The sequence below is a fragment of the Sporosarcina sp. FSL K6-2383 genome, assembly GCF_038618305.1.
GTDB lineage: Bacteria > Bacillota > Bacilli > Bacillales_A > Planococcaceae > Sporosarcina.
Genome location: NZ_CP152017.1, coordinates 60675 through 84863 on the forward strand (window position 1 = coordinate 60675; position 24189 = coordinate 84863).

General features: G+C 40.5%; 26 protein-coding genes. 7 read left to right on the plus strand and 19 right to left on the minus strand.

Annotation, left to right across the window (positions count from 1 at the left end; all coding sequences use genetic code 11):
* Positions 1 to 42: 42 nt before the first annotated feature.
* Positions 43 to 717, plus strand: a complete 675-nt coding sequence (locus tag MKZ10_RS00345) for a universal stress protein (protein ID WP_342506787.1) — start codon at positions 43 to 45, stop codon at positions 715 to 717.
* An 81-nt stretch (positions 718 to 798) separates the two neighbouring features.
* On the opposite strand, the gene murB is transcribed toward MKZ10_RS00345, so the two are convergent.
* Complete coding sequence (murB, locus tag MKZ10_RS00350) at positions 799 to 1710, minus strand: UDP-N-acetylmuramate dehydrogenase (protein WP_342506789.1); 912 nt, start codon at positions 1708 to 1710, stop codon at positions 799 to 801.
* A gap of 327 nt (positions 1711 to 2037) precedes the next feature.
* Between murB and MKZ10_RS00355 the strand changes: the two genes are divergently transcribed.
* The 3 genes from MKZ10_RS00355 to MKZ10_RS00365 all read left to right on the plus strand — a co-directional run bounded on the left by MKZ10_RS00355 (position 2038) and on the right by MKZ10_RS00365 (position 3239).
* Positions 2038 to 2565, plus strand: coding sequence for a YceI family protein (locus MKZ10_RS00355; RefSeq protein WP_342506791.1), 528 nt, complete (start codon positions 2038 to 2040; stop codon positions 2563 to 2565).
* Between the two features lie 230 nt (positions 2566 to 2795).
* A complete protein-coding gene (locus tag MKZ10_RS00360) occupies positions 2796 to 2954 on the plus strand; it encodes a tRNA U-34 5-methylaminomethyl-2-thiouridine biosynthesis protein (protein ID WP_342506793.1) in 159 nt (52 codons plus the stop codon).
* A 15-nt stretch (positions 2955 to 2969) separates the two neighbouring features.
* The gene (locus MKZ10_RS00365) at positions 2970 to 3239 is read left to right on the plus strand and encodes a hypothetical protein (RefSeq protein WP_342506795.1); all 270 of its coding nucleotides are present in this window, start codon (positions 2970 to 2972) and stop codon (positions 3237 to 3239) included.
* Between the two features lie 68 nt (positions 3240 to 3307).
* Here the strand turns inward: MKZ10_RS00365 and MKZ10_RS00370 are convergent, their stop codons facing one another.
* From MKZ10_RS00370 to MKZ10_RS00380, 3 genes are all read right to left on the minus strand, one after another.
* Positions 3308 to 4015: a DsbA family oxidoreductase gene (locus MKZ10_RS00370; protein ID WP_342506797.1), complete on the minus strand. Its 708-nt coding sequence runs from the start codon at positions 4013 to 4015 to the stop codon at positions 3308 to 3310.
* Positions 4016 to 4568: 553 nt separating this feature from the next.
* The gene (locus MKZ10_RS00375) at positions 4569 to 5495 is read right to left on the minus strand and encodes a manganese-dependent inorganic pyrophosphatase (protein ID WP_342506799.1); all 927 of its coding nucleotides are present in this window, start codon (positions 5493 to 5495) and stop codon (positions 4569 to 4571) included.
* A 42-nt stretch (positions 5496 to 5537) separates the two neighbouring features.
* Positions 5538 to 5981, minus strand: coding sequence for an Rrf2 family transcriptional regulator (locus MKZ10_RS00380; RefSeq protein WP_342510295.1), 444 nt, complete (start codon positions 5979 to 5981; stop codon positions 5538 to 5540).
* A gap of 165 nt (positions 5982 to 6146) precedes the next feature.
* On the opposite strand from MKZ10_RS00380, the gene hmpA reads away from it, so the two are divergent.
* Positions 6147 to 7334 carry an NO-inducible flavohemoprotein gene (gene hmpA, locus MKZ10_RS00385; RefSeq protein ID WP_342506801.1) on the plus strand — a complete coding sequence of 396 codons (1188 nt, stop codon included), beginning with the start codon at positions 6147 to 6149 and terminating at the stop codon, positions 7332 to 7334.
* A 21-nt stretch (positions 7335 to 7355) separates the two neighbouring features.
* Here the strand turns inward: hmpA and MKZ10_RS00390 are convergent, their stop codons facing one another.
* From MKZ10_RS00390 to MKZ10_RS00445, 12 genes are all read right to left on the minus strand, one after another.
* Positions 7356 to 8156 carry an alpha/beta hydrolase gene (locus MKZ10_RS00390; RefSeq protein WP_342506803.1) on the minus strand — a complete coding sequence of 267 codons (801 nt, stop codon included), beginning with the start codon at positions 8154 to 8156 and terminating at the stop codon, positions 7356 to 7358.
* A 177-nt stretch (positions 8157 to 8333) separates the two neighbouring features.
* Entirely contained in the window at positions 8334 to 8927 is a 594-nt protein-coding gene (locus MKZ10_RS00395; RefSeq protein ID WP_342510297.1) for a DNA-3-methyladenine glycosylase, read from the minus strand.
* A 36-nt stretch (positions 8928 to 8963) separates the two neighbouring features.
* Positions 8964 to 9611 (minus strand): uracil-DNA glycosylase, encoded by a 648-nt coding sequence (locus MKZ10_RS00400; protein WP_342506805.1) that lies wholly within the window; start codon positions 9609 to 9611, stop codon positions 8964 to 8966.
* A gap of 73 nt (positions 9612 to 9684) precedes the next feature.
* Positions 9685 to 10023, minus strand: coding sequence for a DUF6054 family protein (locus MKZ10_RS00405; RefSeq protein WP_342506807.1), 339 nt, complete (start codon positions 10021 to 10023; stop codon positions 9685 to 9687).
* Positions 10024 to 10140: 117 nt separating this feature from the next.
* Positions 10141 to 10311 carry a hypothetical protein gene (locus MKZ10_RS00410; protein WP_342506809.1) on the minus strand — a complete coding sequence of 57 codons (171 nt, stop codon included), beginning with the start codon at positions 10309 to 10311 and terminating at the stop codon, positions 10141 to 10143.
* A gap of 191 nt (positions 10312 to 10502) precedes the next feature.
* Entirely contained in the window at positions 10503 to 11645 is a 1143-nt protein-coding gene (locus MKZ10_RS00415; RefSeq protein WP_342510298.1) for an MFS transporter, read from the minus strand.
* Positions 11646 to 11895: 250 nt separating this feature from the next.
* Positions 11896 to 13878 carry a FapA family protein gene (locus MKZ10_RS00420; protein ID WP_342506811.1) on the minus strand — a complete coding sequence of 661 codons (1983 nt, stop codon included), beginning with the start codon at positions 13876 to 13878 and terminating at the stop codon, positions 11896 to 11898.
* A gap of 367 nt (positions 13879 to 14245) precedes the next feature.
* Positions 14246 to 15223, minus strand: a complete 978-nt coding sequence (locus MKZ10_RS00425) for a siderophore ABC transporter substrate-binding protein (protein WP_342506813.1) — start codon at positions 15221 to 15223, stop codon at positions 14246 to 14248.
* Positions 15224 to 15242: 19 nt separating this feature from the next.
* Positions 15243 to 16004, minus strand: coding sequence for an ATP-binding cassette domain-containing protein (locus MKZ10_RS00430; protein WP_342506814.1), 762 nt, complete (start codon positions 16002 to 16004; stop codon positions 15243 to 15245).
* A complete protein-coding gene (locus MKZ10_RS00435) occupies positions 16001 to 16951 on the minus strand; it encodes an iron chelate uptake ABC transporter family permease subunit (RefSeq protein WP_342506815.1) in 951 nt (316 codons plus the stop codon). The genes MKZ10_RS00430 and MKZ10_RS00435 overlap by 4 nt, the downstream gene beginning before the upstream one ends.
* Complete coding sequence (locus tag MKZ10_RS00440) at positions 16944 to 17894, minus strand: ABC transporter permease (protein WP_342506816.1); 951 nt, start codon at positions 17892 to 17894, stop codon at positions 16944 to 16946. The genes MKZ10_RS00435 and MKZ10_RS00440 overlap by 8 nt, the downstream gene beginning before the upstream one ends.
* 370 nt (positions 17895 to 18264) lie before the next feature.
* On the minus strand, positions 18265 to 19140 hold the full coding sequence (locus tag MKZ10_RS00445; protein WP_342506818.1) for a DUF6612 family protein: 876 nt from the start codon (positions 19138 to 19140) through the stop codon (positions 18265 to 18267).
* Between the two features lie 233 nt (positions 19141 to 19373).
* Here MKZ10_RS00445 and MKZ10_RS00450 point away from each other — a divergent pair, with 233 nt between their 5' ends.
* Positions 19374 to 21092, plus strand: a complete 1719-nt coding sequence (locus MKZ10_RS00450; protein ID WP_342506820.1) for an ABC transporter ATP-binding protein — start codon at positions 19374 to 19376, stop codon at positions 21090 to 21092.
* A 213-nt stretch (positions 21093 to 21305) separates the two neighbouring features.
* On the opposite strand, the gene MKZ10_RS00455 is transcribed toward MKZ10_RS00450, so the two are convergent.
* From MKZ10_RS00455 to MKZ10_RS00465, 3 genes are all read right to left on the minus strand, one after another.
* A complete protein-coding gene (locus MKZ10_RS00455; protein WP_342506822.1) occupies positions 21306 to 21725 on the minus strand; it encodes an NUDIX domain-containing protein in 420 nt (139 codons plus the stop codon).
* A 76-nt stretch (positions 21726 to 21801) separates the two neighbouring features.
* Positions 21802 to 22266, minus strand: coding sequence for an NUDIX hydrolase (locus MKZ10_RS00460; RefSeq protein WP_342506824.1), 465 nt, complete (start codon positions 22264 to 22266; stop codon positions 21802 to 21804).
* Positions 22267 to 22565: 299 nt separating this feature from the next.
* Entirely contained in the window at positions 22566 to 22853 is a 288-nt protein-coding gene (locus MKZ10_RS00465) for a hypothetical protein (RefSeq protein ID WP_342506826.1), read from the minus strand.
* Positions 22854 to 23094: 241 nt separating this feature from the next.
* Here MKZ10_RS00465 and MKZ10_RS00470 point away from each other — a divergent pair, with 241 nt between their 5' ends.
* Positions 23095 to 24054 carry a DUF2268 domain-containing putative Zn-dependent protease gene (locus tag MKZ10_RS00470; RefSeq protein ID WP_342506828.1) on the plus strand — a complete coding sequence of 320 codons (960 nt, stop codon included), beginning with the start codon at positions 23095 to 23097 and terminating at the stop codon, positions 24052 to 24054.
* The last annotated feature ends 135 nt before the right edge of the window (positions 24055 to 24189 follow it).

Consider the following 24189-nt stretch of genomic DNA (forward strand, 5'->3'; position numbering starts at 1 on the left):
GGATTTTAATACACAATAACATTTAAGAGGTGAACTACCGTCATGGGCAAAGTAAAAGGTCGTATGGACGAGAGCATTCTCGTTTGTGTCTACTACGGTCCAAATGGTGAACGTCTCATTAGACGCGGACATAAAATGGCAACAATCATGGATTGTCCACTGTATATTTTAACGGTTGACCCGCTTCCATATGATGAATTTGATGCGGAAAAATCTGATTACATCGAGCGTTGGCAGGAGCTTGCCGAAGAGCTTGAAGTTGAAGAATTCATTATTCGTGATAATGAAAAACGTCCTTCTGCCAAAGTCATTAAGGAAGTAGCGCATCAACACAACATTACTCAAATCATTATTGGGCAGACTGCACAAAGTCGGTGGGAAGAAATCACAAAAGGTTCGTTCATGAACGTTCTGTTACGCGAAATCGCATTTGTAGATTTCCACGTCGTCTCTGTCGATCGTGCTATCAAGGAAGAAATTGATGGCATGTTTGAAAAAGGAGTGCGCGCTTACTTAATGGAGGACGACGACGGCTTCCGCGTCTGTTTCACACTATCAAAAGAAGCTCGTTTTGAGGGTATCTTCTTTAAGGAAATCGGAACGGATTTCAATAATGGGCTATTCAAATTTATGAGCAACAACAAAATGTGCCAAGTGCATATTACAGATGATCAAGTGACCGATCCTTCACTGTTTACCTGTAAGGTTGAGAAATAAAAGAAAAGCGGAAAGTCCAGATTCATGGACTTTCCGCTTTTCTTTTTCTTGTCTAGGCGCCAGACGTTCGAGTGCTTTTTATTATTCTTCACCAATAATTTTCACTTCAAGCTCCAAATCCACATCAAACTTCTTTTTCACTTCTGCTTTCACCATATCAATCGTTTGAATGTAATCAGAAGCCGTCGCATTGTTTTTATTAATAATGAAACCAGCGTGCTTCAATGACACCTCAGCACCGCCAATCCCTTTTCCTTGCAGACCACAGTCTTGGATCAGTTTCCCTGCAAAATAGCCTGGTGGTCGTTTAAAGACACTTCCAGCTGATGGATATTCAAGCGGCTGCTTTGACTCACGCTGAAATGTTAAATCAGCCACTTTGGCATCAATAACCTCTTGTTCTCCTACTGCTAATTGGAAATCAGCGGAAAGTACATAATAGCCTTCTTTGGCGATAATACTTTGACGATACCCGAGCTCTAATTCCTCTTTTGACAAAACCAGCTGCTGTCCAGACTTCGTTAACACCGTTGCTTGCACAATAATATCTTTAATTTCTCCACCGTATGCGCCAGCATTCATCGCCATAGCCCCCCCTATAGAACCTGGGATACCGCAGGCAAACTCAATACCTGTCAAACTCGATGCTGCAGTGCGCTTAGACACGTCAATAATGAGTGCACCCGCTTCTGCATGGACGTGCGTTCCTTCAATCTGAATTGCATTGAGCTTCGCCAAATGCAGAACAATCCCTCTGACACCGCCATCTCTCACAACCATATTGGACCCATTACCTAGTAACAATAATGGAATTTCACGTTCGTAGGCATAGCGCACCGTTGCGGCAGTTTCTTCAATTGTTGTAGGAATGACTAGCAGGTCTGCCGTGCCTCCTAGTTTTGTCATCGTATATTTACAAAGCAATTCATCTACGAGTAATGTACCTTGTGTCATTTCATTTTGTAACTCCTCAAACCATTGATGCTTCGACATCAACATTCAATCCCTTCAATCAATCGTACACAATATGCGGCGTTATAAGATATCTGCCGCCACAACCTAACCAAGGTTTGAAACTTTACTGCGCCGGGTAGACTTTATTAAGTCATCTTATTACTTATAAATGAGCTAAATTCATCGTTGGCTCATTTCATAGTATGCTTGGATTTTTTTCTTTTGACAAGCAATTTCATTAACAGTGATCGTGCATTTTAGAGGAAAATTAAAAATATATCTTAAATTCAAGATTCTTATCTTGACTTCAAGGTATACAGGATTTATAGTAAGAACAGATCTTATTTTAGAAAGGAAGTTTCAATAATGACAAAATGGATAGTAGACGCATCACACACGAGTATTGGTTTCACAGTAAAGCATATGATGGTTTCAAAAGTAAAAGGTAGCTTCGGAGCTGTTGAAGGAGCGCTTGAAGGTAATCCTGAAGATTTAACAGGTGCAAAAATCGATTTCAAAATCGACGCTTCATCTATCAGTACAAACAGTGAGGACCGAGACAACCACCTTCGTTCAGGAGATTTCTTTGATACAGAAACGTACCCAAGCATCACATTCGTTTCAACAGATATCGCGAAAAAAGGCGGCAACGAGTACGATATCACAGGTGATATGACAATCAAAGATGTAACGAAAAAAGTTACGTTTGAAGCTACTTACGAAGGTACAGGGAAAAATCCTTGGGGCGTTGATGTTGCAGCTTTCGAAGTTGATGGAAAAGTTTCAAGAAAAGAATTCGGTCTTACATGGAACCAAACACTTGAAGCAGGTGGCGTTCTTGTAGGAGACGACATTAAAATTTCAATCGACCTACAAGTAAACCCAGCTCAATAATTTGAAGAACGCTCCAAAGTAATTACGATTACTTTGGGGCGTTTTTTTATTGGCCAAAAATAAAAACTCTTACTAACAACGCTCGGCGCTTGGAGAATGAATATGTTACCATTAGATTCCAAAGTATAATTTGATTAGGAGAAATATTGCATATGAGTAATATTTTTTCATTGTAACGGATTATTAATGGGCAAAGTTGAGGAGCACTAAACCGAAAAGGAGGATTATCAATGTCTAAAAACTTGATTTTTTTAATTGCCGGGACTGTTTTTGCTTGGTTAGTCATTCGTTTAATTACTAAGGATTTCGAGTCGGGATACTTAATAACCATAATTATTGGTGTTTTTCTGGGCTATCAAATCGGTAAAAAGGAGCCAGGCAATAATTAAGGAGGTTGAATAGCAATGAAAAGAAATTATAGTACGATTTCATTCACACTAGTTTGTATCGGCATCTTCATCACAATCATGCCTTTCCCTCCATTGAACATTGAATACTTCGGCCTTTGGGGTATTGTTTTTACTGGTTTTATGATTTACATTATCGGGGTAATACTTGGTATTATTGCTTTATTAAAAAAAGAAAAAAGTTTTTTGAAGTACATATCCGTTAGCTCTATCTTATTCGGGATTTTGTTTGTGATGTTCTTCTTCGCGATTATTGGTCAAATGTGAAAACGAGGCAAATACGTTTATCGTATTTACCCCGTTTTTTTATAATTCATTCAACCGACTACACTAAGTTAAATACTGCAGCCATCATCCGTGCATAGACCTTCTCCATCAGCGCCCAACACTTTAAGGCTTGGTTGAATGCCTTCTTCTTCCGCTACTTTGCGAAGCGCCTCTGCAAATGCTTCTGCAGGTTGTGCGCCTGAAATGGCATATTTACGGTTAATGACGAAAAATGGTACGCCTTGCACGCCAATTTGCCCGGCTTCTGCAATATCCGCCTTCACATCTGCCGCAAACTCGTCAGAATCGAGCACTTGCTGCGCCCGGTCACGGGAAATCCCTACTTCCTCTGCAAGTCGAAGTAAGACATCCTCTGTACCGATTTTCTCGGCATCAATGAAATACGCTTTCAGAAATCGTTCTGATGTTTGTGCTCCAAGGCCTTGTTGCTCAGCAAGTTTCGCAAGGCGGTGTGCATTAAATGTGTTAGCTGGCTTTATTTTGTCGTAATCGTAGTTCAATCCAACTGTTTTCGCTTGAACCACTACATTATCCGTCATCTTCTTCGCTTCTTCCACACTTGTTCCGTATTTCCCTGCAAGTACTTCCTGCATTGTGCTTTCTGATGTGGCCGGCGAGTTCGGATCCAACTCAAACGCCTTGAAAATAACCTCTGCATTTTCCCCTAGACCTGTTTCCTTCAACGCCTCTTCAAATCTCCGCTTGCCAATATAACAAAACGGACATACATAATCCGACCAAATTTCAATTTTCATTTTCACATACACACCTTTCCTAACTCTATTTTAAGTTCAATCAAAGAAGGCAACAATGAATATGCTTACTGATAGGCTAAATTGGGGAACTGTAAGGGCAATTTGCTGAACTCTAATGGCGAATCTGTAAACTGTAAGGGCAATCTGCCAAACTTTAATGGCGAATCGAAACTGTAAGGCCAATTTGCTGAACTCTAATGGCAATTCCGCAAACTGTAAGGGCAATCCGCCAAACTCGAATGGCAAATCGAAACTGTAAGGCCAATTTGCTGAACTCTAATGGCGAATCTGTAAACTGTAAGGGCAATCTGCCAAACTTTAATGGCAAATCGAAACTGTAAGGCCAATATGCCGAACTCTAATGGCAATTCCGCAAACTGTATGGGCAACCCGCCATACTGTAAGAAAACCACCAGTCACCGGCACCGTTCGCGTCCTTCCGCGAATTGAGACGGCGGCTAGCACATTCAACGGTGGAAAATTACCAACCCTCTCCAAATCCAGAAGAAAAAAAGGAGTACACCCAGATAACCTAGGCATACCCCTTATCAACTCATTTCAATGCATCTGTCAATACTGGTACAATCTGTTTCTTGCGTGAAACGACGCCTTGCAACGTTGCCGTATTATTGACCAGCTCGACATTGAATGCAGCGCTTGCTCGCGCAGCCTCTTTACCAAGTGCCAAAACAACCGAATCATTATTCAAAATGTCCGTCACAACGAATAAGAATAAATCGAGCTCTTTCTTCGCAATCACGCCATTCAACAGCTCTTCCAATTCAGCCTGACGGTCCATAACATCATTAATATCAATGGCATTCACTTGCGCAATTTCAATTTTCACATCGCCAAACGAAAATTCTTTTGCATCCATTTCAATCAGGTCTTCAAGCGTTTTATCGCTTAAATCTGCACCAGCCTTCAACATAGCTAGTCCATATTCCTGCGCATCTACACCAGCAATCGCGGTCAATTCGTTAGCTGCTACACGGTCTTCTTCTGTAAATGTTGGCGATTTAAATAGCAACGAATCCGAAATAATGGCGGATAGCATTAGTCCAGCAATCTCTTTCGGAATAGCTACACCATTTTCCTTATACAACTTATTCAAAATTGTTGCTGTACAGCCGACTGGCTCTGCACGGTAATACAGCGGATCACTCGTTGCAAAGTTAGCAATGCGATGGTGGTCAACAACTTCAATCACCTGCACATCATCCAAATCGTCCACACTTTGTTGTTTTTCATTATGGTCAACAAGAATCACCTGTGCAGCATCTGGCGCTGCCTTGTCAATCAAACGTGGTGCTTCAAAACCGAAATAATCCAGCGCATACGCCGTCTCATTCGTCACTACACCAAGACGAACAGCCTCTGCATCCATTCCCAACTGCTGCTTCAAATATGCATAACTGATTGCTGCAGTAATTGAATCCGTATCAGGGTTTTTATGTCCAAACACTAAAACTTTTCCCATTAAACTTGCCCCCTACTTTTCCTTATATTCGCTTTAATTTTATCACAAAGACCGACCAAATAATATCTCGTTCAACTCATCTTTATTGACAATGAAATCGGCAAGCGTGTAACCATCCAGTACTGCAAAATAGGCAACAAGCGCTTCACGTAGTGCATCCTTCAAGCGACACGCCGGAGATAGTATACAACTATTCGACTCCGAGTTAAAGCACTCCACGATTTGGAAGTCATCCTCCGTCTTTCTAACAAGCTCTCCGACACTAATTAGTTCAGGCGCAACTTTCAGACGAATTCCACCACCACGTCCCCGAATCGTCTCAATCAATCCCATTTTTCCAAGCTCATGAGCTACTTTTGTTAAATGATTTTTGGAAATACCATATCTATCTGAAATTTCCTGCACTGTCGCTTTTTCTCCAAATCCCTTTGTCCCAAGATATATTAGAACACGCAAGGAAAAATCTGTATACATTGTTAAACGCATCATTTCACCATACTTTCTACCTAATAGTATACCACTTGTGACGTTTGAGTGAAGAAAATGTGGCTAACTTTCTAACTTCTCTAAAAGAAGTATATTTTATATAGCTTTACATTTTTATATCCTTTATTGTGAAATTAACAAACAAGAAAGGTTGTGTATTATCATATGCTATCTCAAGAGACAATCAAAATTATAAAATCAACAGTCCCTGTATTGGAACAACATGGTACAACAATTACAACCGTTTTCTATAAAAATATGTTCGAAAAACATCCTGAACTACTAAATATTTTCAACCATGCAAACCAGTCACAGGGTCGTCAGCAAACAGCCCTTGCCAATACAGTTTACGCTGCCGCTGCCAATATCGATAACCTTGCAGCTATTTTACCAGCTGTTGTCCAAATTGCCCACAAACATAAATCACTTGGCATCAAAGAAGAACATTATCCAATCGTCGGCTACCACCTATTAGGTGCCATTAAAGAAGTACTGGGCGATGCAGCTACATCAGAAATCATTGCCGCATGGGGTGAAGCTTATGGTGTCATCGCAGATGCATTTATTAGCATTGAAAAAGACATGTATGATCAAGCTAAACAAACAGATGGCGGTTGGGAAACATTCAAAGACTTCATCATTGCAGACAAAGTCGTTGAAAGTGATGTCATTACATCCTTCTACTTAAAACCAGCAGACGGTCAGCCATTACCGTCTTACAAACCAGGTCAATATATTTCAGTACGCCTAAATATCCCAGGCGAAGAATACACAGTGAACCGCCAATATAGCTTATCACAAGCTGCAACGGGTGACCTTTACCGCATCTCTGTGAAGCGTGAAGACGAGTTCATCCCAAATGGTAAAGCATCCATCTTCCTTCATAATAAGACAGCTATTGGCGATATAGTCGAAGTCAGTGTGCCCGCTGGTGACTTCCACCTCGATATGGATAGTAATAATCCCGTCACACTTATTAGCGGTGGTGTCGGCATCACACCAATGATGAGCATGTACGACACGATTGCTAAAACGAATTCAGACCGCCACGTTGCCTTTTTACACTCGGCACGTTCACGTAAACATCAGGCATTCGACAGTGTTCTACAAAAACTGAATGAGTCCTTAGCCAACTCAACTTACGCTACTCTTTACTCTGAGGAAGGTGATGGCTTCATCGACCGCGAATTCTTAGCTGCTAATGTTTTGGATGGCAGTGACATTTACGTCTGTGGGCCCACACCATTCATGCAAGCGGTTATCCAAGGTTTATATGAGCTTGGAATGCCAAAAGAAAAAGTTCACTTCGAATTTTTCGGTCCAGCCGTTCAACTCGAATTGGTAAACGCATAATATTACAGTTAGAAAACGCCGTCACCCAAATTGGATGACGGCGTTTTTCTGTTCAATTTTCGCAATATAGTCAATCGAAAACTGATTGAACAAATCTGGTTGGTCAATATTGCAGACATGTCCAGACTTTTTTATCTTGATAAATTCAAATCCTTCGTTACGTCGTACTACTTCCTCAATCGGTGGGATGAATAAATAATCCTCATCACCCATTAAAAACAATGTCGGAATCGCATTTGTTGAGACCTGTAAGCGTGTCAAATAGGGATTAATGAGACTCGTTAGGGACATCCATTTAACGAATTCCTTCTGGCACATCTTCTTCGCCTCATTGACGAACGCTAAACGCGATTCTTCATGCTTTTTAAGCGGCATGATAATATAGGCAAATATTTTATAAATGAACATATAAGGTACAAAGCGCTTAGAAGCACGCCCAACCCATAGTAATATTTTCGTCCGAATATCAAAGCGAATAATCGCTCCGCCAAGAATCAGCGATTTCACACGCTCAGGGAAACGATCTGCAATTGTTTGCGCAACGATTGTACCTAAAGACATACCAATGATATGCGACTTCTCGATTCCGACGTCATCCAACACATCAATCACTTCTTTCGAGACATCCGCAAAAGTATCCCCTTTTTGCCATTGGTCGCGCTCTGATTTACCGTGACCACGCAAGTCAATCAGCAAAACATTATGCCCTTTTCTAAATTCTCGAATCTGCTTAAACCACACAGAAGAGCTACCGCCCGCACCGTGTATGAATGTCACCCAAGGGGCAGTTGGGTTCTTTTCGATAGTTCGATAGTGAAGCAAACTACGTCATCCTTCCTTTGCACAATTACGCCCCAACATAATTCAAAACATATAGCATTTATCCGAGGCTTAACTCACTCTATTAAACCATCCTATATCGGGCAATTACAACCACAACGTTCGACAAATGGCGACAACCTTCACAGGAAGTTCTTCATATAGTCACAAAGCACTTTATCACGCACGATATTTCGACACAAATGGATTGTCCTTCTCATAAAAACGCCACGGGTAATGGACCGCCTCACCTGAATTACCAATGCCCACACGTGGACCCGCCACTATCTCTCCAACTCCGGGACCTTCAGCAATAAATAGCGGCCTTTCAGACCAATGATGACCGTAATAATCCATCGTGATGCCCAGCGCTTTCGTCAGTTTTCCCGGTCCATTCGTCCAATCATGTATCTTCAAATGAACACCACGATTTTCTTTCATCTGCTCAAGTCCTTCAACCGGCTCAACCGCGCGGATTAAAATCGCATGCGGCGTACCAATCGGAGCACTGACCACATTAATAAGCGTATGTGTATGCATTCTATACGTGTAAACAAGCCCCGCCTCTTCAAACATCACATCCGTCCGCTTCGTCCGACGATTACCAAAGCTGTGCGCCGCCTGATCTTCTGGTCCATGATACGCCTCGGTTTCGACAATACGGGCCACAAGTAATCCATCTGGTTGCTCATGGACGATACACTGCCCAAGTAAATTTTTTGCCAACTCTAAGACAGGTGCTTGAAAAAATGATCTCTCAATGGGTGTGTAAATCGTAATCTCCCTCCACTTTCCTCTTACTCATTTTAATTACCTCATTTCGCTCAATCGATGCCCAATCGCCAACCAGTCCGCGTCCAATGCTGGGCGATGTGACGGTCTATAAAAAATGGACGCTGGATGGAAGGTCGGTACAATTGTATACGTTCGCTGCGTCCAGTTGAACGTCGTATCTTCGAGTTCATTCAAATACTGGATGGGGCGTTCTAGTAGTTGTCCATGTAGCTCTGTCACCTTAGCTTCCTTGCCTAGCAATCGCTGTAATCCTACGTTACCAAGCGTGACAATCAGCTTCGGCTCAATATTCGCCAATTCATAATCGAGTACGGGCGCATGTGCCACAATCTCTTTCATCGTTGGTGGACGGTTATATTTCCGTTCCGTTGTCGTACCATCGCGTTCCTTTTTCGTTCCCCATCTATACGGTCTGCTGCGAACCGCACTTGTAATGTAGACATCCTCACGCGACAAGCCAATCGATGCGAGTGATTTCATCAATTCCTTCCCTGCACGACCAATAAACGGAATGCCATCAACCAGTTCAAACTCCCCCGGTGCTTCCCCAATCAGCATCAGCTCCGGTTTTTGCGGACCTTCTCCATAAATAAACCCCTCCACTGGAAAACCCGCGATTCGCTCTTTGCCGAGTGTTGCAATCGATTCAGGAATACGGAACATCAGAACACCCCCTTATTATTTCTTTCTAGATGTTCAAAAAAGCCTTCCCCCTAAAGGAAAGACTTTATACTCTTTAAATAATCGAAGTTCCTAAAGCCGCTTCAACACTGTTCACAAAATCTTTCTCCGCTCCCCAATCGATGCGAAGAAAAGGGCTCGCTGAACCGCCCGATGCCACTGCATGGACTTTTGTATCTCCACCAAAATTATCAATCGTCACTGTCAGCGATGCCCGGTTGCTAGTACGCATATAATACTTCTCCATAATGAGGACATGGACTTCATGCTCTCCAACCAACCTTACATACCAGTCAATAAGCGTCCCAGTGGCATCTTCTTTCATTATGTACGCTTCAATCGCATTCATCGCCAATGCTGGCGAAATATTTACAGTAAACTCACGAACCGACATATCCTCAACCCCTTCTATCCTTATCTTCTTTTACGGATGAAGGACGTAAGAAGTTTCAATCGTTAACAAACTAAAAATAAACCCCACCTCAATGAATTGAGATAGGGTTCCAAATGATTACTTCCGTGGTGGAAGTGGATAATAGCTACTTTTCGGTGGTCGTTCTTTTTTCATGACAATCCATGAGATTTTCTCAAATAGACTGCCACTTTCATTGATACGTCTTGAGTCACCAGTTGTTCGTTTTGATGAAGTTTCCATTTCTACATTCGGTTTGAGCATCGTCAATACATATCTCCCCTTTTCGATTGAATACTTCTTTCATATTTCAACCATAACGTAACAATATGAAGGTAAGATGGATTGTATGTAATGAACTTGTAAAGATTCCGCTGTATATTTAGGGGTTTTCAGAAAAACTCATAAAACCTTTTTGACGATTATGAAATGCCTCCCTAGGAAAAAGGTAGGCCCATCATTCATTCCAATTCTAATTGCTTCGTTTCGGTCCCTAACAACACTACGGCTAATACACCAATGATAATAGCTCCACAAAAAATACCGAAAATCAAACCAAATTCATATCCCGCTGCCAGCAATGAACCGACAAGTAATGGTCCAAAAATACCACCCACTCGTCCAATTGCAGCCGCCATCCCCGATCCCGTTGCTCGAATTGCCGTCGGATACTGCTCCGGTGAATAGGCATAGAGCGCTCCCCATGCACCTAGATTGAAGAAGGATAACAACGCACCAAAAGTAAGCAGCATCGGCAACGTTTCCGCGCTACCAAACACCAGCGCACTCGCCGCTGTTCCAATTAAATACGTCGCCAAAACAAACTTCCGACCGACCCGCTCAATTAACCAAGCCGCTGAAAAATAACCTGGTAATTGTGCAAGTGTCATAATGAGCACATAACCAAAGCTTTTGATCAAGCTAAAGCCTTTCAGCACCATCACACTTGGCAGCCACAGGAACATGCCATAATAAGAAAAGACGACTGTGAACCAGACAATCCATAACATTAACGTTCGACGTGCGTATTTTTTCGACCATAATAATTTCATTTTTTCCAACGCCGACTGCTTTGGCTTGCCGTCTGCCACGAACTTTGGCGAGTCAGGCAACTTCCGACGTAAGTAAATCGCGTAAAAGGCCGGTAATGCTGTAATAATTAATGCGACCCGCCAGCCAAAATTCGGAATAACAAAGTACGCAATCAGTGCGGCAATCAACCAGCCAGCCGCCCAAAAACTTTCAAGTAACACAACGACACGACCCCGTTCATGTGCCGCCACACTTTCCGATACAAGCGTTGAAGCAACCGGCAATTCTCCGCCAAGTCCTGCGCCGACAAAAAAGCGTAAAATTAAAAATGCAGTCAACGTCATCGTCAGCGCTGACAATCCGCTTGCGACTGAGAATAAAACAAGCGTCATCATAAAGACATTTTTACGTCCGATTCGATCCGCCAGCAAACCAAATCCTAGCGCCCCAACGGCCATTCCAATTGAATTCACACTACCAATCCAGCCCATCTCGGCAGGTGACAATTGCCACTCTATCGCCAATGCAGCAATGACAAACGACAAAATGCCGACATCCATCGCATCGAACATCCAGCCCGTCCCGGCGAGACCTAATAATTTATTTCTAGAAATTCCCTCATGCTGTTTACTCACAATTCTTCTCCTCGCTAAAAACCATAGTGTCTTGACAGTTGTCATTATACCTCCATTTACAATGTAACACAATGTGTTTTATACACTATTCACAGAAAGTAGACAACATAGTCACACAAAATCCGCCACTATTTCTCCAAAACTACATAAAAAACTTCCACCCTTCTCTAGGATGGAAGCGCATTTTTCAATTCACAACTAAATCACCATCATCATCAAGATAAGCACGCACACCCAGCTTTTTATCCATAAATGTGTAATGCCTTTGTCCAATTTGAATTTCAGTTCCTGCATGTGCTAGCCCTATCGTAATCATGCCTTTTTCACCCGTTCGTACAACCGTCTTCACAAGATTCTCTGAGCCAGTTTCCTGTAGAGACACTTTATGCGTCGCAATAATTTCCCCACCACGACACACGCCTTTTACTTTGATACTGTCGCCGGCTGTCACCGAACTATGGTATACGCCCTTCGATGTCACTTCAATCATGCCACTACTATACAGCACACTATTGATGGCATATGGCACCGAGAGAAGTGCCTGCGACATTTTCGTCCCATATAACTCCACCAAGGTTCTGACTTCCCCAATCAACAAACCAAAACCATCCGCATCCTCCAACCCCTTATGCTGTGCGGTGACAAATATCGAATAGAATTTATCTGCAAGATCCGTCCATTCGGCTGATAGCTGCTGCGCATTATTTTTCACCTTTTGAATGAAATCCTTATTCAGCTCTTGGAATGTTGGATACTTTTTTTCCAATAGTAACCGAATGAGATGATTGAGCTCGGACGTCGTTAAATCTTCCCCCTCGTGCCCTCGAATGACCAGCACCCGCTGGACAGCATCCTGGATTTGTTCCAGTAAGACAATAATTTCCTTTAGCTGCATCGTTAGCTCTCCAATGATAAATTCCTGTTGCCCAACACTAATTGTTGATGAAAAAACATTGCCCATCAATATCGCAGATTTCATAGCATGAATCGTAGCCTTCGTTACAGCTCCACCGACAAAGATTGTACCTGTCGCTCCAACAAACATTGCCGTTTGGATACCGCCACCGATTCGTACATCTCCCTCAAAGCGGATATTACCACTTTCCAAATCTACCTCACCTGCATGAAAATGTTCAGGATTAATTTCAATAGTAACTAGCTTTTCTCGCCAATCGACAGCGGGTCTTCCTGATATTTCAGCCACAATATCAGTACCCAGCTGCGAGACATTTTTACCTGGGCGAATGACAATGTCTTTGACCTTTTTAGCAGTAATGACCTGTCCAAGCAAGTTAACGCCGTCCGTTCCAGGAACCGATGGAATATAGGTTGCAATGACCTGCCCTGCTTCCACTGAAAGAATCAAGTTCAATTCGCGAAAATCAACCTTTTCCAATTCTCCAGGCGCTTTTTCCTTGTATTCGATATGCATTTCTAAATCCCCATCAAGTCCCTCTACAGGAGGTACTCCTTTTGCTACAATAATTTCATATGGCTTAATGACTTCTGTCACTTTCTTAATTGCTGGGAACAGCAAACCTTTTTGTACACCCATCGCTCTCAGCCGATCTACAATCAGTTGTGGCTTGAGGTCATTGTAATAATCAATTTCCTCAAAAGCATCAACCTGAAGCGCTTGCTTGAATTCCGTATCATGAAGCTTTCGTTTCACTTTTTTCCCGGGCGTGAAAGTGAGCATTGCCAGCATACCCTGCTCCATTAATTGGATTGAAAACTGAGGTGGGATTAATGCATCACTGACGGTCACATGCACTCTATCGCCTGGCGAAATAATTGTTCGCCCAAAAATTTGCTCATAATTCACGTCTACTTTACAATTTTTCCCCGGCAAGATAACTGGATAATTATCGCCAGCAAAAAATACGTCAATCTTACCATCCAGTATACGAGCTCCCGCTACTTCCTGCTCCTCCACCTTTTCCGTAGGCATTGGCATATTAACGTATTGTTCGACCGTCTCATCCAACGATGCCCCTTCTAGCTGTGTAACTGTTACTTCAGCCATCATTTTCCTCAAACCAAAAAGGTTTCTTTTAGGATTTGATACAACTTCCACACGGACTTCCTCGAACGTTAATTCTAAAATAGACAACGCCATCTGGATAGCCTGTTCCACTGTTTCCGCCTTCACCGAAATCGATTTTCCCATAACGATTTCACCTCGCTCAAATTTGCCTACTAGTCCCTTAATCTTATCATATTTTTCTATATAATCTAACAATATACCCACTAATTGATTAATCTATTATACGTGCAGAAACAAGTCTGTTGATTAGCCATTTACTCGCATAAATTGTAACTATACAAATGCCTGAAAACCACCTTTTTCACTAGATTGTTTCCGGTTCGCTTTCGGCGAAATAGTCAAGACATAATCACCGAAAAGAATGAATAATACGGTTATTGTATAGAGGTCGATTCAATCCCAAAGCAATCAAAAACGTTTATGCACTGAGAACCTGGAGTTTAAACAAAAAAAGGATTGATTCACAAATGTGAACCAATCCTTTTTTATCTTACAATACTTCTTCGATTTCTTTAATCATTTCTTTGACAGACTGAAGTCCGCCACCAGATAGGTACCAATAGTTTGGATCTAGGTAAATGATTTTTCCGTCTTTATAAGCATTTGTTTTAATCACTAACTCGTTTTCGATTGAATCTTTAGCACTTGCATCGCCACCAACTGCCGCGTCACGGTCGATTACAAATAGAATATCTGGATTTGTTTCAAGAATATATTCGAATGAGATACTTTGACCGTGCGTAGATACTTCAAGGTTTTCATCAGCTGCTTTGAAACCAAATACGTCATGAATGATACCGAAACGTGAACTTGGTCCATATGCGCTTACTTTTCCTTCATTACCAAGAACGATCAATGTTTTCCCATCATTATTAACGGATTTTTCACTAATCGTCGCAATTTGGCTGTCAATGTCCGCAAGCTCTTCAGCCATTTTACCTTCCTTACCAAATAGTTCTGCAATCATTTCCATGTTCCCTTTAAATGACTCCATGTACTTCGTTGTATCCACTCCGACAAAGATTGTTGGAGCAATGTCATTTAACTCTTCATACATAGCAGATTGACGGGCTGAGATGAAGATTACGTCTGGTTGCATAGCATGAATCGTTTCAAAATCAGGTTCTTTCAAACCACCAACATTTGTATACTTTTCATCCTCATATTTTGATAAATATGAAGGGATATTCGCTTGTGGAACACCTGCAACTTCAACACCTAGCTCATCAAGCGTATCAAGCATACCGAAATCGAAAACAACAACTTTTTCTGGATTTTTTGCAATTTGTGCTTCTCCAAGATCATGCTTAATTGTTAGCATTTCTGGTTCTGCCGCTTCAGTTCCTTCTACTTCTGATTCTGCAGTGCTACCCGCTGTTTTATCATCTGCTGCATCATCTTTCGCTCCACACGCTACAAGTAACGCCATTAATGCTACCATCAGTAATGCCATTGTAAATTTTTTCATCTAAAACCATCCTTTTCTTTTATGAATTAAAGTACACACATATACGACAATTATTCATTTGCTTAATCGGAATATCCATATCGTAAATTTCTTTTAATGAGTCAGAAGTAATAATGTCATTCGTCGGTCCATCTTTCACAACACGGCCATTCTTCAAGGCGACAATTCGATCCGAATAGACGGAGGCAAAGTTAATATCATGCAAAACAATGACAACAGTCTTACCCAGCTCATCAACAAGTCTTCTTAGGATCTTCATAATCTGAACAGAATGCTTCATATCCAAATTATTAAGTGGCTCATCAAGTAAAATGTAATCCGTATCCTGTGCAATAACCATTGCAATAAATGCACGCTGGCGTTGTCCACCCGATAACTCGTCGAGATAATCATGCTGCATATCCATTAAATCCATATAATTCATCGCTTGATCTATCACTGTAACGTCCTCCGCCGTCAATCTCCCCTTTGAATGCGGGAACCGCCCAAATGACACCAATTCCCGGATCGTAAGACGAACATTCATGAAATTCGATTGTTTCAAAATGGAAACCCTTTTTGAAAACTCATTGGATTTCATGTGCTTCACATTGTCTTTATCAACAAGTACTTCACCAGTATCTGCATCTAAAAGACGACTCACCATTGATAGAAGCGTCGATTTCCCCGCACCATTCGGCCCGATGAAGGACGTAATCTTTCCAGGATGAATATTGACATTCACCTTTTCCACGACCATTTTTTTACCATAAAACTTCGACAGTTCACGGACCTGAATCATGTAGATCGACTCTCCTTTAATAGTAGATAGATGAAGTAAACACCGCCAACGAAGTTAATAATCACACTGAGTGTCGTTGAAAATGTGAAGATCCGTTCGACAACCCACTGTCCCCCAACAAGAGCAATGACACTCATGACAGAGGCACCTGCGATAAGAACCGAGTGTTTATATGTTTTGAAAAACTGATAAGACAAATTCGCAACAATCAAACCGAAAAACGTAATTGGCCCAACAAGCGCTGTTGATACAGCAATAAGAACAGAGGACAGGATGAGCATTGTTTTTACGACTTTATCATAGGAAATACCTAAGTTAATGGCTGTATCTCTACCAAGTGACAGCACATCCAGCTCATTAATAGATTTCCAACCTATGGCAAATGTGATAACGACAATGGCAAGTGCCCACCAAACGAGCTCCCCACTCACATTGTTAAAGCTGGCAAACATCTTATCCTGCACAAGCATGAATTCATTGGGATCAATGAGTACTTGTAAAAACGTCGTAATACTTCCGAAAAATGTTCCGACGATGATTCCAACAAGTAACAAGAAGTAGATGGGCTGTTTCCCTCCCCGGAATAAAAACCGGTAAAGCAGAAGCGCAAATACGATCATTGCTCCAATGGATAATACAAAATTCACATGTTTGTTGATGATCATCATATGACCTGACCCAAAGAAGAAAATGAGTACTGTCTGTAAAAGTAAATACAGCGAATCTAGTCCCATAATACTCGGTGTCAAAATCCGATTATGTGTAATCGTCTGGAAGATCACTGTCGAATAAGCGATTGCGACACCTGTAATGACCATCGCCAATACCTTAATCCCTCTGCGAGGTAGTGCATAGTCATAACTTCCATTTAAACCTTGGAACAAATAAAGAGCACAGAACAAAGTAGCTATTCCAGCAAGTATAAGCAGTTTCGTTGAATTACGCATAGGCCTTCCTCCTAAACAATAAGTAGAGGAAGATTGCACTGCCGATGACGCCAACCATCAAACTGATGGAAATTTCGTAAGGATAGATGAGGACTCTGCCCAAAATATCACATACGAGTAGGAAGATTGCACCGAGTAAAGCAGTATGCGGTAATGTTTTTTGTAAATGATCTCCTTTGAATATAGAGACGATATTCGGAATGATCAATCCAAGGAATGGAATCATTCCGACTGTTAATACGACCGTTGTCGTAATAAGTGCAACCAGTATTAATCCGATATTGACGATCCGTCTATAAGCAAGTCCGAGGTTTTTCGAGAAATCTTCCCCCATTCCAGCCACTGTAAATCGATTGGCGTAGAGATAGGTTACGATGAGCACCGGAATACTTATGTATAGAAGTTCGTAACGTCCTTTCATAATCATCGAAAAATCACCTTGTAGCCATGCCGACATATTTTGGATGACATCCGCCTTATAGGCAAAAAACGTCGTAATCGACGATAGAATATTTCCGAACATCAGCCCGACAAGTGGAATGAAAATCGCGTCCTTGAACTTGATGCGGTCCAGAATTTGCATAAACAGTAACGTGCCGGCAAGCGCAAATACAAAAGCGACGATCATTTTTTCAATCGTGGATGCGTTCGCAAATAACAACATCGAGACGAGAATCCCAAGACGTGTTGCATCCAGCGTTCCTGCTGTCGTTGGAGAAACGAATTTATTCCGGCTTAGCTGCTGCATAATGAGACCTGCGATACTCATCCCTGCTCCAGCAAGAAGAATGGCGACCAGTCTTGGCAGACGGCTAATTAAGAATATTTCCGTTTGTTCCGATTTGAAGTCCAACAGATCCATCGGTGTAATACGGCTCACCCCTACAAAGAGCGATAGGAATGAAAGAGTGATAACTGCGACTATCAAATAACGTTTCTTCATGGGTATCACCGATATCGTTTATTTACACCTAATTGAGAATGATTCTAATGAAAACGGTTATCAATTAGCTGCAAATTCAATTATAGCATGATTGAAAGTCGTGTCAACGGATTAGTGAAAATGATTATCAATTGAGTTGATAATAGATAATATGTAATCCTTATTGGACAGGCAAATCCCTTATAATAAAGCGGTTCTATATCTAATTAATAGACTAAGACAATTCTGTGAACTGTTTGATTTCGAAGTATGTACGGGGTAATTTCACTGGAGTTTCTTCGCTACTGGGTGACTGGGCTACCTTGTGGAAACTCTACATACAATTATATTTCAAATAAAAAACGCCGGAATGGTTATCCGGCGCCTTCGTTTATTGTCCCATCGCTTCATTTATATCCAAAGCGTTTTCAAGTACTTCTTGTGGGATTTCAATTTTATCAATCTCGTTGATTTCACTTAGTTTAGCATTGACCTTCTGATCTAGACGCATTTCCTCGCCTTCAATTAGCATCGTCATGTCCATTTTCATATTGAACGCATTTGTGTAAAACGTCTTTTTGTCGATGAAAATCTCATATTCCAAACTCTTCACTTCAACATTATCCATCAACTCAGCTGCTTCTGCATTCGCATCTACACCCGCTGGTAAGTTTTCCATCGCAATTTCCTTAAATAGTTGACTAAATTTATCTCCCGAAGCTGACAATTTAAGAATATATTCATCATCTGTTTGTTCAAACTTGAAGTCTTCTACAAACTCATTGAACATGGTCATATCCAGCGTGGGGTCCGCGCTACCTACTTCTCCAAGTAAATCCTCGTACATTTCACCTGGTAACTTCATCCACTGGCCTGACATTGGATCATTCGTGAAGAATCCTTCTTCTGTCATGTACATTTCCATCGCCATTGCTCCTTGCTCACCCATGTCTACATCCATCTTCTGATACATAGCAAGTGGGTCAATAACCATATCCATGTCCATTTTGATTTTGCTATTCATCGGTAAATCCTGACCCGGCATCTCGATCAGTTGGGCAATATTCATAGTGGCATGCATACTCGTTTGTTCTGCTGATGCTGCCGTTGCCTTTTCGAATACTTCCTGCGCTGTCAATCCGCTTGGCTCTTCAAGTTCTACCTTTTTTCCCGTCTCAGTATCTGTTTTAGGCTCTGCTGGCGCATTACATGCCGCAAGTCCAAAGGCAAGAACACCGACCCCAATTCCTTTTATCCAGTTCTTCATATCATTCGCTTCCTTTCATATCCTCTTTTTAACTACATCTATTCATACGGAATACAACGGAAAGAGTTCCCTTTTTTGATTAATGAAATAAAATTAAATAGTATGACCTAATTCGGCAGCCATGACAATCGATCCACTTCGCACTTACTTCGATTGCAGAAATAAATAAGTCGTTTTCCTAAACATAATCCGCTATACTAACCATTATCAACAGAAGTGGAGGATTTTACTATATGATAAAGAAGTTCTTTTCTTATTATAAACCGCATAAACGGCTATTCGTCATCGACTTTTCCAGTGCGATTTTCGTCGCATTGCTCGATCTTGCCTTTCCCGTTGCAGTCAAATGGTTCATAGACGATTTGTTGCCAACAGGGAATTGGGGAAAAATCATTAGTGTGAGCATTTTGCTGTTACTCGTCTACTTACTCAGTACGGTCCTTCAATATATCGTCAGCTATTTGGGGCACAAGCTGGGGATTAATATCGAAACCGATATGCGTCAAAAGCTGTTCAATCATGTGCAGCGGCAATCATTCCGATTTTTCGACAACACGAAGACGGGCCATATTATGAGCCGTATTACGAATGATTTATTCGACATTGGGGAACTGGCTCACCATGGACCGGAAGATATTTTCATCGCGATTATGACCGTCATCGGTGCCTTCGCTATTATGTATACAATCAATCCGGAACTCGCCATTATCGCCATCATCATGGTACCTTTCCTGATTATCCTTGTCACATTTTGCAATAAAAAAATGAATGCCGCATGGCAAAACATGTACGGAAAAATTGCGGATGTCAATGCACGCGTCGAAGACTCTGTTTCAGGATCACGCGTCGTTAAATCCTTTACAAATGAGGAATTTGAAATTGCACGTTTCCGTGAAGACAACGCTAATTTCCGAATTGCCAAGCTCGTCGCCTATAAAGTGATGGCCTGGACGCATTCTGGCATGTTCATGATGACGCGGTTAGTGACGTTGATTGTACTCGTCGTCGGCGCATGGTTCGTCCACGAAAAAAATATGTCTATCGGAGATCTTGTCAGCTTTGTACTTTTCGTCAATGTACTGATCAAACCCGTTGATAAGATTAGCGCGTTACTAGAATTATATCCAAAGGGAATGGCCGGCTTCCGTAGATTCCTTGATTTAATTGATCAAGAGCCTGAAATCCAGGATCGTCCGAACGCCATTGCTGTTCCTCATTTAACTGGTAATATCGTCTTCGATGACGTCCATTTCCATTATGATGACAACAAAGCGGTGCTCAATGGCATCGATTTAAATATTCATGCAGGACAAACAGTCGCATTCGTTGGGCCATCTGGCGCTGGGAAAACAACCATTTGTTCACTGATTCCGCGTTTTTACGATATCACTGAAGGTGCGATTGCTATTGACGGCTTGGATATTCGCGATATGACACAGCACTCCTTACGCTCGCAAATCGGGATTGTTCAGCAAGATGTCTTTTTATTCACAGGAACGATTAAAGAGAATATCGCCTACGGAAAATTGGATGCAACGGACGAAGAAGTATTTGAAGCGGCGAATAAAGCGCACCTTGAAGACTTCATCGCCTCACTACCAGATGGCTATGAGACACAAATTGGTGAACGTGGACTGAAATTATCAGGCGGGCAGAAGCAACGCCTAGCAATTGCGCGTATGTTCTTGAAAAACCCACCAATTCTCATTTTGGATGAAGCGACATCCGCACTCGATACAGAAACAGAACGCATCATTCAGCAATCACTTGCCGAATTGGCGGAAAATCGTACCACACTTGTTATCGCGCACCGTCTAGCCACTATTCGCGACGCAGACCGCGTCATCGTCGTCACAGAAGACGGCATTGCGGAAGACGGTAAGTACGATGAATTGGTCAATCAGGGTGGGATTTTTGCTCGGTTGCATAATATTCAATTTCAAGAGGTTTAAATTTTGAGGAAGCGGCTATACTAGTAGCATCCCACCCCCTTTCTCTTATATAGGAAACAGCAGCGCATGACAGTTATTGTCATGCGCTGCTGTTTTTATAATCGAACAAGTAACCTTGAAATCTGAACAAGATTGATTTGCGCTGGATTTCAATGTTTATCGACGTATATTTACTATTCTTATTTTAGTAAAGCATCCGCTAGCATAGTAAGATTAGTCTAAAACATGATTTAGATAATCTCCATGACCTCTTATAAGTTCAACATCATCTATTGACGAAATCCAGAAGTAATGAAATGTTAGTCCGTCTTCATCTCCTCCCCCTGTTGGCTGATAATCCCATTCATCTTGTACACTTGAAACGGCTATTTTATAAAAAAACCTGTTATGTATTGCACCGTCGTCATTCTCCCAAAAATCTTCTGCAATTAAATTTTGAACTGTAATATCGCTAAGCCCAGTTTCCTCTTCAATTTCTCTAATTACCGCATGATAAGTATCTTCGTTCGGCTTTACTGTCCCTTTGGGTATCTGTATACCCGCTTCAGCATTTGAATGCCGAAAGACTAATACTTGTGTTTTTCCATCACTAATTCTCGTTACATAACCATAAGCTTTTTTAATAGGATTCATTTGAGGTTGCTTCCCCCACTCATGTCTATTCCCCAACCTTCTTCAAGTAAACTGCTGCTTTATTTGAAGAAAAATCTCACATTACCTTTCCAAATATCCTTAAAACTATTTTAAGAATAAAGATTTTAAAAGGGGTAACAAATATTGACTCTTTTATTATCGTATTTTTATGCTTCAAAAAATTTTTAATTTGTTTTCTTCTATTGGGAATCATAAACATAGGTAACTTTTTAGGGTTAAACCACTCCACTCTTTCTGTTTCAGGACCATTCCTAATTGGCAATCCGTTATTTACTTCTCCTAAGAATAAGTGTTGTAAATCATCATATTGAGGTTGATAATATTCTCCGATTTTTCGTTTAATTGAAATGATATATCCTGTTTCCTCCTCTGTTTCCCTAACAGCACAACTTTCCAATAGTTCATCTTTTTCCAATGTACCTCCTGGTAAATCCCAGAGAGGATAATCTTTTCGCTTGACTAACAATATACGACCTTCTTTATCTTTAATAATAGTAAAACAACCAGAAGTTTTTGCCATATCAATTATTACCCCTTTTTTAAATATACAGCGTCTTTAATTCAATAAGAAAAAAGAGTGACCCCAGCATCCGTTTGTTTAATAGAGACGCTTATTGCTTATCCTTGGAAAAGCTTATATATTCTTCTTTGCTACTTAAGTCCACTAAGAATGGATATATAAGAAAGACGATAACAGTTAAAAAACCGACCTTCATTTTAGAACTTTGTGTTTGATATTGTTTCTCCCCGCAGTAAGGGCAAGTTATTTCAAAGTTTAGTGTTGTTGTTTTACTAAAGCACATCGTTAGTAAAAAATAATTATAATTTCACTGTCCAAATTTTATAGATAATTTGACCATTTATTTCTGTTTTTTCTGTACAGACATCGATTTGTATATTGTTATAAACAGCCCATTGAGGAAAAAGAGATGCTAAATATTTAATTACCTTTTCATCAGGTGTGGCATATCCTACATTATTTTTATTACTTAAATAGGCAACAAAATCTGGATATAATGCTTCTGTCCATTCTTTAACTTCAAACTCCGAGTCAAAAATAAGGTTATCCTCTTTATGGCTTCCATTTATCCATTTAACATCCTCCATTGAATCCACCTCAATTCCAAGTTTCTTATCATCTATTATGCTAATCTGCCCCATTAATTGAAGGACATTATTTCACAAAATTTTTACTTAGACTTAGAAAGGGAGCCTTCCAAGACAACCAATTTTTCTTAAATGTATGGTTTGTTTAATATTATTAAGTAAATAGTTCAAACCCATGAAACCTTTAGTTAAAATGGAACGTAAAGGAAATAAGTCAATATTGAAGGAGGAGATGACTAGTATGAATACCACAAATAAAGTTTTAATTACAATTTGTATACTTCTAATTTTTACTTTATCAGCTTGCAAGAAAACTGAACAATCGCACAAAGAAATAAATTCGGAAAATGAACAACGAACTATATCTTACTCTTTTAAAAATCCCAATACGGAGCAAGAATTTAATATCATTCATGCTTACTTGTTATATGAAAATTATTTTGAAACTGTAAAAGATAATCCAGATGAATCACACTATAAATTATATAAAGAAGAAATTATAAAACCCGTATATGAAGCATGTTTTAAAGATGCAGAAATTCGCGTTAATGTACTTGAATGGACTCCAAAAGAAAGTAATTTTGATAGTATTGAGAATCAAATTGAATCAATGAATACAGATCATTTAAATAAAGTATTTGAGGAATCACTTATTAAATCCTCTGACATACTTTCATCAGATAAAAAAACAACAGTATGTATATTTCCTAGATTAGAACGATTTCCTTCTGACATGATGACAATTGGTGCAGGGAAAATTATAGTCTCTTACCGTAAGTTTGATAATTCTTATAAACCGAACATGGCCCATGAATATCATCATAGTGTTTGGTTTAGAAAACATTATACGGAAAATTATAATCTGACTGGATTAGATCATTTAATATTGGAAGGACGGGCAGTGATGTTTGAAACCTTGGTATATCCCGATTTAAACAGTTCATATTATGTTGACGAAAGTTTTAACAAAGAATATTGGAGCAAGATTCAGTCATATCTTGAAAGTACAGCCACCCGGGAGATTGATGAAATGAAGTTCGGTGGCTCTAGTGGTCTTCCTAATAATTATGGCTATAGCGAAGGATACAAAATGATTAGATCTTACTTAAATTTGCATCCCAATATGACAGTAGAAGAATGGACTTCCAAAAGTTCGAAGGAAATATTTGAAGAAGGAAACTACATTGCTAACTACGAGTAGTTAGCTCTATTCATGATCTATAAAACTTTATCTGTCCTTCTATTATGTTGAAAAGGATTTTTTTGTTTAAAACCATGAAACTGGATAAAGCATTGATAAGACAACAAAAAGGGAGACACCAATTCATATGTGGAT

Coding starts and splice junctions, on each gene's coding strand:
- MKZ10_RS00465 (WP_342506826.1), bottom strand. CDS start 22,853: ATGGAGGATGTTAAATGGATAAATGGAAGCCATAAAGAGGATAACCTT.
- MKZ10_RS00430 (WP_342506814.1), bottom strand. CDS start 16,004: ATGATTCAGGTCCGTGAACTGTCGAAGTTTTATGGTAAAAAAATGGTC.
- MKZ10_RS00375 (WP_342506799.1), bottom strand. CDS start 5,495: ATGGGAAAAGTTTTAGTGTTTGGACATAAAAACCCTGATACGGATTCA.
- murB (WP_342506789.1), bottom strand. CDS start 1,710: ATGTCGAAGCATCAATGGTTTGAGGAGTTACAAAATGAAATGACACAA.
- MKZ10_RS00355 (WP_342506791.1), top strand. CDS start 2,038: ATGACAAAATGGATAGTAGACGCATCACACACGAGTATTGGTTTCACA.
- MKZ10_RS00435 (WP_342506815.1), bottom strand. CDS start 16,951: ATGCGTAATTCAACGAAACTGCTTATACTTGCTGGAATAGCTACTTTG.
- MKZ10_RS00360 (WP_342506793.1), top strand. CDS start 2,796: ATGTCTAAAAACTTGATTTTTTTAATTGCCGGGACTGTTTTTGCTTGG.
- MKZ10_RS00370 (WP_342506797.1), bottom strand. CDS start 4,015: ATGAAAATTGAAATTTGGTCGGATTATGTATGTCCGTTTTGTTATATT.
- MKZ10_RS00460 (WP_342506824.1), bottom strand. CDS start 22,266: ATGGCAAAAACTTCTGGTTGTTTTACTATTATTAAAGATAAAGAAGGT.
- MKZ10_RS00455 (WP_342506822.1), bottom strand. CDS start 21,725: ATGAATCCTATTAAAAAAGCTTATGGTTATGTAACGAGAATTAGTGAT.
- MKZ10_RS00415 (WP_342510298.1), bottom strand. CDS start 11,645: ATGTTCGATGCGATGGATGTCGGCATTTTGTCGTTTGTCATTGCTGCA.
- MKZ10_RS00420 (WP_342506811.1), bottom strand. CDS start 13,878: ATGGGAAAATCGATTTCGGTGAAGGCGGAAACAGTGGAACAGGCTATC.
- MKZ10_RS00380 (WP_342510295.1), bottom strand. CDS start 5,981: ATGCGTTTAACAATGTATACAGATTTTTCCTTGCGTGTTCTAATATAT.
- MKZ10_RS00345 (WP_342506787.1), top strand. CDS start 43: ATGGGCAAAGTAAAAGGTCGTATGGACGAGAGCATTCTCGTTTGTGTC.
- MKZ10_RS00405 (WP_342506807.1), bottom strand. CDS start 10,023: ATGTCGGTTCGTGAGTTTACTGTAAATATTTCGCCAGCATTGGCGATG.
- MKZ10_RS00425 (WP_342506813.1), bottom strand. CDS start 15,223: ATGAAAAAATTTACAATGGCATTACTGATGGTAGCATTAATGGCGTTA.
- MKZ10_RS00440 (WP_342506816.1), bottom strand. CDS start 17,894: ATGAAGAAACGTTATTTGATAGTCGCAGTTATCACTCTTTCATTCCTA.
- MKZ10_RS00470 (WP_342506828.1), top strand. CDS start 23,095: ATGAATACCACAAATAAAGTTTTAATTACAATTTGTATACTTCTAATT.
- MKZ10_RS00450 (WP_342506820.1), top strand. CDS start 19,374: ATGATAAAGAAGTTCTTTTCTTATTATAAACCGCATAAACGGCTATTC.
- MKZ10_RS00365 (WP_342506795.1), top strand. CDS start 2,970: ATGAAAAGAAATTATAGTACGATTTCATTCACACTAGTTTGTATCGGC.
- MKZ10_RS00400 (WP_342506805.1), bottom strand. CDS start 9,611: ATGTTCCGTATTCCTGAATCGATTGCAACACTCGGCAAAGAGCGAATC.
- hmpA (WP_342506801.1), top strand. CDS start 6,147: ATGCTATCTCAAGAGACAATCAAAATTATAAAATCAACAGTCCCTGTA.
- MKZ10_RS00445 (WP_342506818.1), bottom strand. CDS start 19,140: ATGAAGAACTGGATAAAAGGAATTGGGGTCGGTGTTCTTGCCTTTGGA.